Source organism: Sphingomonas sp. AP4-R1, from assembly GCF_013113735.1.
Classification (GTDB): domain Bacteria; phylum Pseudomonadota; class Alphaproteobacteria; order Sphingomonadales; family Sphingomonadaceae; genus Sphingomonas_I.
In genome coordinates this window covers 4,820,631-4,834,293 of the sequence record NZ_CP053346.1, presented here as the reverse complement: position 1 = coordinate 4,834,293, position 13,663 = coordinate 4,820,631, and the positions used below count along the sequence as shown (strand labels likewise).

Below are 13,663 nucleotides of genomic sequence, written 5' to 3'. Positions count from 1 at the left end.
ACGCCGCCTGAAGCACGTCCTTCGACTTCGCTCAGAACGAGCGGAGAGAGGTTTAGCGCCGCTGCGGAAAGCCCGCCGGATCGGGCCACTCGGGCGCCACCACGGCCAAGGCCTTGAACAGGCTGCCCATTTCCTCCGGGTGCGTCAGGCGGCGATAGGCGGCGGTGATGTCCTGCGCGCGGGCGGGGGTGTGGCGGGCGAGCATGGCCGAGCGATCGGAGATGCCGAGCGCGATCAGCCATTCGCCCTGCTCGACCGGACCGAAGACGCGCGCCTCGGCGGTGGCGGCGGCGGCCTCCAGCGCGAGGAAATCGACATGGGCGGTGAGGTCGCTCTGGCCGGGATGCGCGAGCGGATCGGCATAGGCATGCGCGCGCACCGCCTGCAGCGTATCGCCGTGGCGGCTGCCGTCATGCCCATAATCGACGATCAGCATCGCGCCGCCCTGTGCCGCGAGGCGGCGGGCGAGGGCGCTGACGATCGCGATCGCCTCGGGGTTCAGCTCGAACACGCCGCCGGGATCGGCATCCAGCAGGTGGCGCGGGATCAGGCTGTCCATCAGCTTCGTGCCGGGCACGAGCGCGAAGGCGGTGGCGCCATCGCTCTCCTCGGCCGTCACCATCTGCTCGCGCCAGCCCATCACGGTGGAGATGAACTGGCTGATCGGCAGCGCGTCGAAAAATTCATTGGCGACGATCAGCAGCGGCATGTCATCCGGCAGCGTCTCGATCGTATCGTGCCATGTCGCACCCGCGACGCGATCCGCCTGCGCGGCGCGCAGCACGGGGCTCGTCTCGACCAGATGGGCGGCCGGGGCGAGGCCCGCCGCCTTCATCGCCCGGAGCGCATCCTCGGCCAGCGAGCCCCGGCCCGGCCCCAGCTCGACATAGGCAGCGGGTCCGCCGCCATGGCGCTCCCACAGATCGGCAAGGCACAGGCCGACCAGTTCGCCGAACATCTGGCTGATCTCGGGCGCGGTGACGAAATCGCCGCCCGCGCCGAAGGGATCGCGCGTCGCATAATAATGCGCGTTGGCGATCCCCATGAAGCGGGACAGCGGGATGGGGCCGTCTGCGGCGATGAGCGCCGCAATCTCCCCGGCGGGATCAGGCGACGCTGTCACTGCCCGCAATCGGTTCGGTGCGGATGCGGCGGCCCTTGGCCGTCGCGATCAGATAGAGGCCGACGAGGACCATCGGCGTCGACAGGGTCTGCCCCATGGTGAGGCCCCAGGGGAGCGTGCCCAGCTGCACGTCCGGCTCGCGCACGAATTCCAGCAGGAAGCGGACGAGGCCGTAGCCCAGCAGTGACACGCCGAACAGGAAGCCCGGCCAGTAGCGCGCGCGCGTCTTCCAGAAGAAATAGTTGAGGACCGAACCGACGACGATGCCCTCCAGCACGGCCTCGTACAGCTGGCTCGGATGGCGGGGGTATGGACCGGCATCGGCGCCGGGGAAGACCACCGCCCACGGCACGTCCGTGATCCGGCCCCACAGCTCGCCATTGGCGAAATTGGCGAGGCGGACGAGGAACACGCCGAAACAGGCGCAGCAGGCGACATAATCGATCATGCGCAGCGGCGAGAGCTTCTCGCGCCACGACAGCCACCAGACCGCCACGAGGGTTCCGAACGCGCCGCCATGGAAGGACATGCCGCCATCCCACAGGCGGAACACCTGCAGGGGATCCTGCTTCACCATCCACGGATCGTAGAAGATCACATAGCCGATGCGACCGCCGAGGATGATGCCGAGCGTGGCATAGAAGACGAAATCGTCGGCATGGCGCCGCGCCATCGGCGCGCCGGGCTGATCGATCATCTTCGTCAGCCACCACCAGCCCAGCAGGATGCCGGCGATGTAGCCGAGCGAATACCAGCGGATCTGGAAGAAGCCGAGATCGAGGGCGATCGGCGACAGATGCAGATCCGCATAGCGGATCGGCTCGGCGGCGGTGGCCGCGGTGGCGGCGGCGAGGGCGAGGAGGCTCATGCGCGCCGGGCCTTAGCCTGTCCTGCGGGCGGCCGGAAGATGGGCGTGAGGCGAGTGGTGTACGGGCGGTGGGAAGGAAAAGGGCTCGGGGAGGGGACGTCTCGCGAAAGCCGCGTCTCTATAGGCGTGGGGGCGCCACCCGTCCCCGTCTTCGTATCCCGGACGCGGATGTCTTCCGATGCGACGCCGCCCTCGATGCGACGATGCGTCGCTGGCCTTCTGGCGGAGTCGCAGTTTTTTCCCGATAATGCGGGGAATGACGGTCGCGCCTTCGCCGCCGTCGATCGATCCGCGAAAGTGCCTGTATCCATGAGTGAAGACGTTGCGGACGTGCGGGTTTCCACGTTCGATATTCTGCCCGATGCCGCCGCCGTCCCCGATTATGATCCGGCCGTTTACAAGACGCTGCTGGAGTCCACCAAGGCAATCCCCTGGAAGATCGACTGGGCCGCGATGCGCTTCGCCTATATCGGCCCCCAGATCGAAACGCTCCTCGGCTGGACGCAGGACAGCTGGGTTTCGGTCGACGACTGGGTGTCGCGCATGCATCCGGAGGATCGCGACTATGTCGTCAATTTCTGCGTCTCGCAGTCGCAGGCCGGGGTGGACCACGAGGCCGATTATCGGGCTCTCACGGCGGACGGCGGCTATGTCTGGATCCGCGACGTCGTGCATGTCGTGAGGAATGCGGACGGCGAGGTCGACAGCCTCGTCGGTTTCATGTTCGACATCAGCGAGCGCAAGAAAGCCGAACAGGATCTGCTCCGGCTTCACCGCGATCTGGAGGTGCTTTCGTTCGAGGACGGCCTGACCCGCATCGCCAACCGGCGGGTGTTCGACAATCATCTCGAGAGCGAATTCGAGGACGCGGCCCGAACCGGACAGCCGCTTTCGCTGATCATGCTGGACATCGATCACTTCAAGCAATTCAACGATCGCTACGGTCACCTTCAGGGCGACGAATGCCTGCGGAGTGTCGGCACCGCGCTGAAAGGCCTGGCCACGCGGCCGCGGGACGTCGTTGCCCGTTATGGCGGAGAGGAATTCGTCCTTCTCCTGCCCGAAACCAATGCGGAGGCGGCGCTGGATCTCGCGCGACGCTGCAGGAAACTGCTGGCTCAGCTCGCCATCCCGCATGAGACATCCACCAGCGGGCCGGTCGTTACGGCCAGCTTCGGGGTCGGCACCATCATTCCCGGTGCGGACGCGACCATCGCGGCCTTCACCGAAGAGGTCGATCAGCTGCTATATGCGGCCAAGCGAGGCGGCCGTAATCGCATCGAAGCCAAGGCGCAGGGCTGAGGCATGACTGTCCGTCATGCCAGCGCAGGCTGGCATCGCTGGAAGGGCGAGCGCACGCTCGCTGGAGACGATCCCAGCCTTCGCTGGGATGACCGGTGGGTTTGCGGTGATGATGTGGTGGCAGCGATGTTCGTGCTGCCGCCCTCGACCCACCCCTGGCCCCTCCCTTTCAGGGAGGGGAGCGTGTTGTACTTGCCGCCAGGTTACTTCCCCGTCGTCACCGGAGGAACGTGCGCGGCGACGGCTTCCTTGGTCTTGCGTTCGATGCCCCAGAGGATGCGATCGGCGCCGCGTTCCCACGCCACGGCCTGTCCGTCCGTGACGAGCGGGATCGTCGCCACATGCTCCAGCGTCGATCCGGCGGGGGGCACGCGCAGCGCGTACAACTCCGGCCGGTCGTGGCCGGTCACGTAGAGCAGGCCGTCCTCGCCCCAGACTCCGCCCGAGCTGCTGAAGGTGCCGAAGCGCTCCAGCACGGTGGCGGGGAAGAGCCACGCGCCCTGCTCCTGAAAGTCGGTGCCGTAGCGGACGAGCGTGGTGTAACGATGATCGCGATTGGGCTCGCCGCCCTTGCCGTCATAATTGGCGAAGCAGGCCCACCAACTGCCATCGTGCCAGTCCAGCCACGTCAGCGAACCGCGACCGGGGCCGAGGCTGCGCGTGCGGACATGGGCGAGGTGGACCGCGTCGAACCATTCGATCGAGCTGGCCTGCGGCACTTCCGGATAGTTGGAGGCGGCGCAGACAAGCTCTTTGCCGGCGAGGATGCAGCTGTTCATGTGGCGGAAGCGGGCGGGATCGCCCTGCCATGTGTCGACCCGCTTGTGCGTGGCGCGATCATATTTGCCGATCTCGGCATTGGAGATGGCATAGACATATTTCCCGTCCGCCACGACGCCCTGCCGGGCTTCCTCGGCCGAGAAGCGCGCGACCTCGGTGACGGGGGCGAGCGTCGCGGGCGTCTCAGCGGCCTCGGAGGCCGTCGTGATCGTGGCGATGAGGCAGGCCGAAAGCAGTCGGTTCCGCATAATATGCCCTTGTGAGGACGGGGCGAGCCCCTGTCGAGAGTGACCATGCGGCTAGTCCCGGCACGCGATCTTTCGGTGACGCGGGTATGACACTTTCTTTCCAGTCCATCGCATTTCGCGGTTTTGTGTCACCAAGCGGACATGCTTGCTTGCCAAGGCTCGGCACCATGCACAGCTCTTTCGATCCCGCCGCCGGCGCCTCGCCCCTGCTCCTCACCCGTCTGACGCGGCGCGGCCTGATCGGTGGCGCGGCGGGATCGGCGGCGCTGATCGCGATCGGGGCCAAGGGCGCGCTGGCGCTGCCGACCGGGTTGTTCACGCTGGGGGTCGCCTCCGGCTATCCGCAGCCGGGCGGCGTGATGCTGTGGACCCGCCTCGCGCCGCAGCCGCTGCAGCCGGACGGCGGCATGCCGCCCGCGATCGTGCCCGTGCGCTGGGAGGTGGCCGAGGACGAGCATTTCGCGCGCATCGTGCGATCGGGCGAGGCACGGGCCGAGCCGGGCTGGGGCCATTCGGTGCATGTCGAGGCGACGGGGCTGAAGCCGGCGCGCGTTTATTATTATCGCTTCATCGCGGGCGGCGAGAAGAGTGCGGTCGGCCGCACGCGCACCGCGCCGGCGGCGGGATCCACGCCCGAGCGGCTGCGCTTCGCCTTCGCCTCCTGCCAGAAATATGAGGCGGGCTTCTACGCCGCCTATCGCCACATGGTGGAGGACGATCCCGATCTGATCGTGTTCCTGGGCGACTATATCTACGAGGCCGATCCGAACCCGAAGGAGGCGGTGCGCCTGCACCTCAATCCCGAGCCGAAGGATGTCGGCGGCTATCGCGTGCGGTACGCCACCTACAAGCGCGATCCCCTGTTGCAGGCCGCGCATCAGGCCGCGCCCTGGGTGATGACGTGGGACGATCACGAAGTCGCCAACGATTATGCGGACGATCTGGACGAGAAGAACAGCGATCCGGCGACCTTCCTGAAGCGCCGTGCGGCTGCCTATCAGGTCTATTACGAACATCAGCCGCTGCCGGCCTGGGCGCTCCCGAAGGGGCCGGCGATGAAGCTTTATACGGCGGTGGACTGGGGCGGCCTCGCCCAGTTCCAGATCATCGACGACCGGCAATATCGCGCGCACCGCGCCTGCCAGTCGCCCGAGCTGATGGCCCGGCACGAGCAATATCAGGTGCTGGTGGCGCCCTGCGGCGATTTCGACGATCCCCGCCGGACCGTGCTGGGCGCGACGCAGGAAAAGTGGCTGATGAACCAGCTCGGCACCTCGAAGGCGACGTGGAACGTGCTCGCGCAGGAGACGCTGATGCACAAGCAGGGGCGGATAGACGCTGCACATCCCGAGAAGGGACCGCTCTTTTCGGGCGATACCTGGTCCACCTATCCGGTCGCGCGAGATCGCATCTTCCAGCGCTGGGTGGAGGCGAAGACCTCCAATCCCCTCGCGATCGGGGGCGACATCCACGCCTTCGCCGCCGACTCGATCCGGGATCCGGCCCGGCCGGACGGGGCGCCGATCGCGGCCGAGTTCGTCGGCGGATCGATCACCTCGCTGTTCCACGACGCCAGCTTCAAGAAACAGGCCGAGGCCAACGAACTGGTGTTCGCCGAGAATGAGGTGCGGGGCTACGGCCTGGCCGACCTGACGCCGAAGGGCGGCGAGGTGCGGTATCGCGGGCTCGCCGATGCCAAGCGCGAGGATTCCGCCATTTCCGATATCGCCCGTTTCACGCTCGATCCGGCCCAGCCCGGAATCCACAAGACGCTGGGCTGAACGGCACCTGTCCGCCGCCCGGCAGGGGCGGACGGATCGACCGGAGCGACGATCGGCGCGACCAACGTGCGGCTTCCGCGCTCGTCGCGGCGATGCCCGGATCCATCGCGTGGCGGCGGCGGCGCGAGGGCGCGTCTGCGAACGGGCGCTCGCCACCGGGCGAGAGGATCAGGCGCATGTCGAACCCGAAGCGGACTGCGATCGCCGCGATCGCGCTGGCAGGATGCCTGCTGATCCCGGCCGCGCGCGAACGGCCCGCTTTCACCGGCGCCTATGTGGCGTCGGTGGGCGACGGAGCAGGGAGCCGTCGGGGCGGATGGGATTTCGCGCCGATGCCCGGCGTGCGCCTGGGCGTGGATGCGGAAAGCGCGGTGGCCGGCGACAGGGGGATGACGCCTGCGCTGGCAGTCGGCGGCCGGGTGGGCGCCGTGGTGACGCCGCGCACGCTCGTTTACGTCCGGGCCGGTTATGCGCGGATACGGCGCGGTCGCGCGACACGGCGCCACGGGTGGGAACTGGCCGCCGGGATCGAGCGGATCGCGCAGAGTGACTCCTCGGCGCGGCGGGATATGCGCGTTGCCGCGAACGCGCCGGACCGGACGATCGTGTCCGAAACGATCTATCGACTGTGAGCGCGGGTGAGCATCCCGGTCGCACCGGGCGACAAATTCGTCGCGCACGCCATGCGGTGACGGGCGCGGCGCGGTGAATGGGCGCGATGTACGAATCACCCGTTACCCCTGCCGGCATTCGCCCCCTCGCCGAAGCGGCGAAGCGCGCCGATGATGGCCGGCAGGACAGGATGTGGCGCGAGGGTGCCGTCGTCACCGTCGCGCTCTGGTCCTTCACCCTGCTCATCTACCTGCCGATCATCCTCAACCGCTATGAGGGGATGGGGATGACGAGCGTGCTGCTCGACAGCTCCACCATCCTCGTCTCGATGGCGTTCGCGATGGGGCTGTTCGCCCTGTTCCGCGCGATCCATTCGCTGCGCCGCCGCGTGCAGGTCGGCATCATGATCCTGGCCGTCTTCGCCATCGCCATCGTCCAGTCGGCGTTCGATCTGCTGTTCACCGGCTTCGTCGCGCACACGCTGGAGGCGCGCTGGCTGGCCCTGCCGGACGATCTTCTGCAGAGCTATGGCGCAGCCTTCAATTATGCCGCCGTCTTTGCCGTCAATTGCGCGCTGTTCCAGCTTGCCGCCGGACGACGTCGCGCGATCCGGCAGGAGCGCGAGCTGGTCCATCTTCGCGCCAGCGCGAAGCAGGCCGAGCTGGACGCGCTGCGGCTCAAGTTCAATCCGCACTTCCTGTTCAACACGCTGAACGCGATTTCGGCGATGGTCGTCACCGCGCGCAATGCGGAGGCGGAACAGGGGATCGAGACGCTCAGCGCTTTTCTGCGCGCCTCGATCGAAACCGATCCCGACGCGGTCGCCCCGCTCGAGGATCAGCTCCAGCTCGTCGATCATTATCTGCAGCTGGAGGAAATGCGGTTCGGTGATCGCCTGGATGTCATCTTCGATACTCCGGACGAAGTAGGTAGCGTAATCGTACCCTCGCTGTTGATCCAGCCGCTGGTGGAAGCGGCGATCCGTGACGCGGTGGAGCCTTCCTCCACGCCGGTACGGATCAGGATCGCGGCTCAACGCAAGGCAGGGGGGCTGGAGTTGAGCGTATCGGACGACGCACCGCGCGCGCAGACACGGGACGGGGTGATGGCGGTGGAGACGGTGCGTGGCCGGCTCGGCGCTCTGTTCGGCGGCGCGGCGTCGGTGGTCGTCCGATCGGGGGATCGGGGCGTCGAGACGATCCTGCACGTGCCGGCGGCCGGCTGACCCGATGCCGATGCGGGTGCTTCTGGTGGATGACGAGGCGCTCGCGCTGGATCGCCTGCGCGTCTTCTGCGGGGACATCGACGATATCGAGGTGGTCGGGCAGGCGCGCGACGGCGACGAGGCTCTGGCGCGGATCGAGGCGCTGAACCCCGATCTGGTGATCCTCGACATCCAGATGCCGGGGCGCAACGGCCTGCGGACGGCGGCCGACATCCCTGTCGATCCCCGACCCGAACTGGTCTTCGTCACCGCGCACGAACATTATGCGCCCGACGCCTTCGATCTGGAGGCGGCGGATTATATCCTGAAGCCGGTGCGCTTCGACCGGCTGCGCCTCGCGATCGATCGCGGCCGCCGCCGCCGCCAGCTGCGCGAGGCGGCGGCGCGCGCGGGGATGCTGGAAGCCGAGATGGAGGCGCTGCGCGCGGGTGCCCGTGCGCCGGGCGCGGATCCCGAAATCTGGGTGCCCGAGCGGGACGGCCAGCGCCGCGTGCCGATCGAGACGATCGACTGGGTGGAGGCGGCGCGCGATTATGTGCTGCTCCACACCGAACTTCGCAGCCACATGCTGCGGATCACGATGGCGGCGCTGGAGGAGAAGCTGGCGGGCACAGCCCTGATCCGCGTGCATCGCTCCGCCTTCGTGCGACCGTCCCGCGTGGCCGAGGTGAGGCGCGCCCAGCGCAGCACGATCCTGCTGCTGAAGGACGGAACCTCGGTGCAGGTGGGGCCGAGCTATGTGGCGGCGGTGGAGGCCGCGCTGGGGATCGGATGAAGGGGCGCGGGCGCGCCGCCTGACATCGAGTTGGAGTCTCACGGTCGCGGCATGACGGGACGCGCGCCGGTCGCGATTTCGCTCGGACGGCGCGCGTCGTCGATGCATCCGACGCCGCAGCAACGATAACGCTCCGGGGATCGCGCGCGCGTCGGGCACGGCGCACGACGATCTTTTCTGTGGCTCGGTCTGCCGCGTTTCCGGGCCTGCGGGCGATATCATCGAGCCGGAAACCGCTCTAATCCGCCGGAAATCGCCTTGGCTCAGACTCTCTTGCGCCGGAATTATTCTCCGACATATTGACGTATGAACCAGATAGTTCATATCTCGCGACCGAGAGGAATCGCATGACGTCGCAACGACGCATACAAACGGGGCTGATCGGCCGATCGATCGGGCAATCGCTGTCACCCGCGCTGCATGAGGCGGAGGGGCGGGCGCTCGGGCTCGATTATTCCTATCGCCTGTTCGACATCGAGGCCGAACCCAAGGGCGCGGCCGCGCTTCCCGACATTCTCGACCGGATGCAGGCCGACGGCTTTGCCGGCTGCAACGTGACGTTCCCCGTGAAGCAGGCGGTGATGCCTCTGCTCGATCGGCTCAGCCCCGAAGCGGAGGCGATGGGCGCGGTGAACACGGTGCGCTTCACCGCCGACGGCCGCCGCGAGGGGCATAATACCGACTGGTGGGGCTTCGGCGAAAATCTGCGCCGCACGATCCCGGATGCGGCCGTCGATACGGTCGTGCTGCTGGGTGCGGGCGGGGCCGGCGCCGCCGCCGCCTACGCGCTCTGCCGGATGGGCGCGCGCGAATTGCTGGTGATCGATCGCGACGCCGATCGGGCCGAGGCTTTGGTCGCGCGGCTGAGCGGCGGATCGACCATCTTGCTGCCGGTTCCGTTCGAGGAGGCGGAGCAAAGGCTGGCGCAGGCGGACGGGCTCGTCCAGGCGACGCCGATCGGCATGGCCAAGCTTCCCGGCATGCCCATCCCGTCCGCAGCGCTCCAGCCCGACATGTGGCTGGCCGAGATCATCTACGTGCCGATCGAAACCGAACTGCTGCGCGCCGCCCGGGCGATGGGGTGCCGCACGGTGGATGGCGGCGGCATGGTCGTGCTGCAGGCGGCGCGCGCGATCGAAATCTTCACGGGTCTGGCGGCCGATCCCGATCGGATGCAGACGCATCTTCTCGCATTGTTGCAGCAGAAGGTGAACTGATGGCCCGGCCGACGACCCTTTCCAGCGCCGCCGCCAAACTGGCGCGGCCTGCATCCCGCAAGAAAGCGTCGTCGTCCCCACCGAAGCGGGCGAACGATCCCGATCGCACCCGCGCCGACATATTGGAGGTGGCCGCCGCGCATTTCGCGTCGCACGGCTTCAGCGGCAGTCGCGTCGACGAGATCGCCGCCGAGACGAATACCAGCAAGCGGATGATCTATTATTATTTCGGCAGCAAGGAGGGTCTCTATCGCGAGGTTCTCGGCCGCCGATACAACGAGATCCGCGTACTGGAGAAGGCAAGCGGCTTCGAGCATGGCGATCCCGAGGTCGCGCTGGCGACATTGGTGGGCGGCACCTTCGACTATCACCAGACGCACAGCGATTTCGTCCGCCTCGTGATGGTGGAGAATATCCATCGCGGCGAGAATATCGGCGAGGTGCCGGGAATCGATTCCCGCGCGGACAGCGTGCTGGACGTGCTGCGCAAGCTGCTGGATCGCGGGATCGCGGCGGGCCTGTTCCGCGCGGACATCGATCCGTTCCAGCTGCACATGTCAATCTCGGCGCTGTGCTTCTACAACGTCTCCAATCGCCACACGCTCTCGCGCATCTTCTCGCGCGACGTGGCGTCGCCCGAGATGGAGGCGATCCGCCGCGCCAACGTGATCGAGATGATCATGCGCTGGGTAAAAATCGCACCGTAACCAAGGCCCCGGCGGAGGGGATCCGCACACGCATATTGACACTAACTCGATAGTACATAAACCTTGTCTGAGAAAAAAGAGTCGGGAGAGGAAAAATGAAGGGTTCATTTCACGCCATACTTATGTCTGGAGTGGCTGCGCTGGGCGTCTGCGGGACCACCGCGGCAACGGCAGCAGCGGAGCAGGACGCGCCGGCAGCGGCCGCGCCGGCGACATCCACGCCCGCCGACATCGATGCGGATGCGGCCAAGGAAATCATCGTCACCGGATCGAGCATCCGCGGCGCGCCGCCGGTCGGCTCCAATCTGATCTCGATCGGCCAGGCGCAGATCAACGCCACCCCCGCCCAATCGGTGCAGCAGGTGCTGAAGAGCGTGCCGGCGGTGGTCGGTCTTGGTTCGGCCGGGCAGGGCGCGTTCGGCTCGGCGGACGGATCGGGCACGAACGCGCCGACGATCCACGGCCTGGGCGGTTCGGCCTCCAACTCGACGCTGATCCTGATCGACGGGCACCGCTTTCCGCTGAGCGGCATCAATCACGCGCTGGGCGATCCGAACATCATTCCCTCGATCGCGATCGAGCGGGTCGAGGTGCTGCCGGACGGCGCCTCCTCGGTCTATGGTTCGGATGCCGTCGCGGGCGTCATCAACTTCATCACGCGCCGCCGCTATGACGGGATCGAGGCGAACGGCCAGCTCGGCTTCGGGCGCAACTACAAGACCTACAATGGCAGCCTGCTGGCGGGGAAGACCTGGGAGACGGGCTCCCTGCTGTTCGCCTACAGCTATTCGCGGCGCAGCGCGCTCTCCGCCGCCGATCGCGACTTCACCAATTTCGATCACCGCGCGCAGGGCGGCAGCAATTTCGCGACCTTCGCCTGCCAGCCGGCGACGATCCAGCCGACCGGCAGCAGCCTGATCTACGCCAATCCCTATACGGGGGCGGGCGTGGCGAACGCGCAGGCCAACGCCTTCTGCGACTATAGCGACAATTCGGATCTGATCCCGCGCGAGATCCGCAACAACGGCATGCTCCGCGTGACGCAGGAAGTGGGCGACAAGCTGACCCTGTCGGCCGACGCCGTCTATTCGAACCGCGTCAATCGGCAGAACGTGACGCGCGGCAGCGTGACCGCCACCGTGTTCCAGACCGGCGCGCAGGCCAATCCCTTCTATGTCGGCGTGCCCGGCAGCACCGCCACCTCCGAGACGATCCGCTTCAACGCGGACGATCTGCTGGGGCCGGGCGCCTATATCGAGGGCCGCGCCGAGGATTTCTACGTCCACGGCACCGCCGAATATAAGGTGGACGACAATTGGCGCGTGACGCTGGGCGGCACGTTCGGCTTCGACAACAGCGCGCAGCAGAATGTCGGCCAGCTCTGCACGAGCTGCGCCTATCTCGCGCTCAACGGCACCACCAACGGCGCGGGCAGCCTGACGACGGCTTCGGTGCCGGCGACCGGCCTGATCGTGACGCGGCTGCCGCTGACGGCGGCCAATTCGCTCGACGTGTGGAATGCGCTCGCCACCAACCGCACCTCGACGGCGGGGCGCGCCGCGCTGACGGATTCGACCACCACGCAGCTCGCGCGGCAGACGATCCAGAACGGCACGCTGAAGGTGGACGGTTCGCTCTTCACCCTGCCCGCCGGTGACGTGAAGGCGGCGGTGGGCGGCGAATTGCTGCGCTATACGCTGAAGCAGGACATCACCCGCCCGCTCAACATCGGGCCGGCGACGAGCGGATCCTCCACCACCAACCTCAAATATAATCGCTCGGTCCAGAGCGCCTATCTCGAGGTGCTGGTGCCGCTGATCAGCCCCGAAATGGAGGTGCCGGCGATCCGCTCGCTGAGCGCCAACATCTCCGGCCGCTATGATCATTACAGCGACTTCGGCACGACGAAGAATCCGAAGTTCGCGGCAAACTGGGAGCCGATCGAGGGCCTGAAGCTGCGCGGCAACTATGCCAAGTCGTTCGTGGCGCCCGCGCTCACCAGCCGGGGCAGCAACGCGGCCGGCGTGACCGGCGAATCCGGCTACGGCAATTACGGGCTGGGCCAGGTCAACGTGCCGATCTCCGCCTTCCCGCAGGTGGCGAACATTCCGGGCGTTTCGTGCACGAACGGCTTCTGCTCGATCGGCACGGCGACGATCACCGGCGTACAGGTCAATGGCGGCAACGCCGATCTGCAGCCGCAGAAGGGCCAGACCTATTCGTTCGGCGGCGATTTCACGCCCACCTTCGCGCGGGGCCTGCGCATCAGCGTCACCTACTGGCACAACCGGATCAAGGGCGGCATCACCGCGCCGATCCCGTCGCTCGCGATCAACTCGCCCGATCTGTATCCGCTGCTGACGATCCTGCCGAGCGCTGCTCAGCTGGCGGCGGCGACGGCGGGCCTTCCGCAGACGAGCGCGCTGCCCGCCAACCAGTTCTTCATCTACAATTATCGCCAGCGCAACGTGCTGAACCTGAAGGTCAGCGGCATCGATGCGGACATCAGCTACACGCGCAACACCCCGCTCGGCCGGTTCACCGGCGGCGTGGCCTTTACCCGCGAGTTGAAGTTCACCCAGCAGATCGGCACCGGGCCGACCTTCAGCGTGCTGAACACGACCGGCTTCAACACGACCTTCCCGTCGGTGAAGCTGCAGGGCCGCGCCAATATCGGCTGGGAATATGCAGGCATCACCTTCGATGCCTTCCTCAACCATACGGGCAGCTACCGGAACTACAGCAGCTCCACGCTGACCCCGATCACGCGCAGCGCGGCCGGCGTGCCGATCGGCGGCGGCGACAAGGTGAAGGCCTACAACACGATCGATCTGCACATCGGCTACACGCTGCCGCAGAGCTTCATCTCGAAGGCGCAGATCTTCGTCGACGCGACCAACCTCTTCGACAAGGATCCGCCCTTCTACAATACGGCCACGCTCAACGGATCGAGCGGCTACGACACGTTCCAGGCCAGCCCGATCGGGCGCGTCATCACCGTCGGCCTGCGGACGAAGTTCTGACG

At 67.0% G+C, this 13,663-nt stretch carries 11 protein-coding genes; 8 read left to right on the top strand and 3 right to left on the bottom strand.

The window, feature by feature from the left end:
- Positions 1–52: 52 nt before the first annotated feature.
- Both HL653_RS21910 and lgt read right to left on the bottom strand, forming a co-directional pair.
- Positions 53–1,123: a class I SAM-dependent methyltransferase gene (locus HL653_RS21910; protein WP_253717271.1), complete on the bottom strand. Its 1,071-nt coding sequence runs from the start codon at positions 1,121–1,123 to the stop codon at positions 53–55.
- Entirely contained in the window at positions 1,107–1,991 is an 885-nt protein-coding gene (gene lgt / locus HL653_RS21905; protein WP_171746371.1) for a prolipoprotein diacylglyceryl transferase, read from the bottom strand. The genes HL653_RS21910 and lgt overlap by 17 nt, the downstream gene beginning before the upstream one ends.
- A gap of 45 nt (positions 1,992–2,036) precedes the next feature.
- Between lgt and HL653_RS21900 the strand changes: the two genes are divergently transcribed.
- Positions 2,037–3,293, top strand: a complete 1,257-nt coding sequence (locus HL653_RS21900; protein ID WP_253717267.1) for a sensor domain-containing diguanylate cyclase — start codon at positions 2,037–2,039, stop codon at positions 3,291–3,293.
- Positions 3,294–3,496: 203 nt separating this feature from the next.
- Here HL653_RS21900 and HL653_RS21895 read toward each other — a convergent pair whose 3' ends face one another.
- Entirely contained in the window at positions 3,497–4,321 is an 825-nt protein-coding gene (locus HL653_RS21895) for a hypothetical protein (RefSeq protein ID WP_171746370.1), read from the bottom strand.
- Positions 4,322–4,488: 167 nt separating this feature from the next.
- Between HL653_RS21895 and HL653_RS21890 the strand changes: the two genes are divergently transcribed.
- From HL653_RS21890 to HL653_RS21860, 7 genes are all read left to right on the top strand, one after another.
- A complete protein-coding gene (locus tag HL653_RS21890; RefSeq protein ID WP_171746369.1) occupies positions 4,489–6,102 on the top strand; it encodes an alkaline phosphatase in 1,614 nt (537 codons plus the stop codon).
- Positions 6,103–6,278: 176 nt separating this feature from the next.
- A complete protein-coding gene (locus HL653_RS21885; protein WP_171746368.1) occupies positions 6,279–6,734 on the top strand; it encodes a hypothetical protein in 456 nt (151 codons plus the stop codon).
- An 86-nt stretch (positions 6,735–6,820) separates the two neighbouring features.
- Positions 6,821–7,939: a sensor histidine kinase gene (locus tag HL653_RS21880; RefSeq protein ID WP_171746367.1), complete on the top strand. Its 1,119-nt coding sequence runs from the start codon at positions 6,821–6,823 to the stop codon at positions 7,937–7,939.
- Between the two features lie 4 nt (positions 7,940–7,943).
- The gene (locus tag HL653_RS21875) at positions 7,944–8,714 is read left to right on the top strand and encodes a LytTR family DNA-binding domain-containing protein (RefSeq protein WP_253717265.1); all 771 of its coding nucleotides are present in this window, start codon (positions 7,944–7,946) and stop codon (positions 8,712–8,714) included.
- A 347-nt stretch (positions 8,715–9,061) separates the two neighbouring features.
- Positions 9,062–9,931 carry a shikimate dehydrogenase gene (locus HL653_RS21870; protein ID WP_171746366.1) on the top strand — a complete coding sequence of 290 codons (870 nt, stop codon included), beginning with the start codon at positions 9,062–9,064 and terminating at the stop codon, positions 9,929–9,931.
- The gene (locus tag HL653_RS21865) at positions 9,931–10,638 is read left to right on the top strand and encodes a TetR/AcrR family transcriptional regulator (RefSeq protein WP_171746365.1); all 708 of its coding nucleotides are present in this window, start codon (positions 9,931–9,933) and stop codon (positions 10,636–10,638) included. Before HL653_RS21870 ends, HL653_RS21865 begins: the two co-directional genes overlap by 1 nt.
- 122 nt (positions 10,639–10,760) lie before the next feature.
- Positions 10,761–13,661: a TonB-dependent siderophore receptor gene (locus tag HL653_RS21860; RefSeq protein WP_171746364.1), complete on the top strand. Its 2,901-nt coding sequence runs from the start codon at positions 10,761–10,763 to the stop codon at positions 13,659–13,661.
- Positions 13,662–13,663 lie beyond the last annotated feature (2 nt).

Coding starts and splice junctions, on each gene's coding strand:
- HL653_RS21895 (WP_171746370.1), bottom strand. CDS start 4,321: ATGCGGAACCGACTGCTTTCGGCCTGCCTCATCGCCACGATCACGACG.
- HL653_RS21860 (WP_171746364.1), top strand. CDS start 10,761: ATGTCTGGAGTGGCTGCGCTGGGCGTCTGCGGGACCACCGCGGCAACG.
- HL653_RS21885 (WP_171746368.1), top strand. CDS start 6,279: ATGTCGAACCCGAAGCGGACTGCGATCGCCGCGATCGCGCTGGCAGGA.
- HL653_RS21890 (WP_171746369.1), top strand. CDS start 4,489: ATGCACAGCTCTTTCGATCCCGCCGCCGGCGCCTCGCCCCTGCTCCTC.
- lgt (WP_171746371.1), bottom strand. CDS start 1,991: ATGAGCCTCCTCGCCCTCGCCGCCGCCACCGCGGCCACCGCCGCCGAG.
- HL653_RS21870 (WP_171746366.1), top strand. CDS start 9,062: ATGACGTCGCAACGACGCATACAAACGGGGCTGATCGGCCGATCGATC.
- HL653_RS21875 (WP_253717265.1), top strand. CDS start 7,944: ATGCCGATGCGGGTGCTTCTGGTGGATGACGAGGCGCTCGCGCTGGAT.
- HL653_RS21880 (WP_171746367.1), top strand. CDS start 6,821: ATGTACGAATCACCCGTTACCCCTGCCGGCATTCGCCCCCTCGCCGAA.
- HL653_RS21865 (WP_171746365.1), top strand. CDS start 9,931: ATGGCCCGGCCGACGACCCTTTCCAGCGCCGCCGCCAAACTGGCGCGG.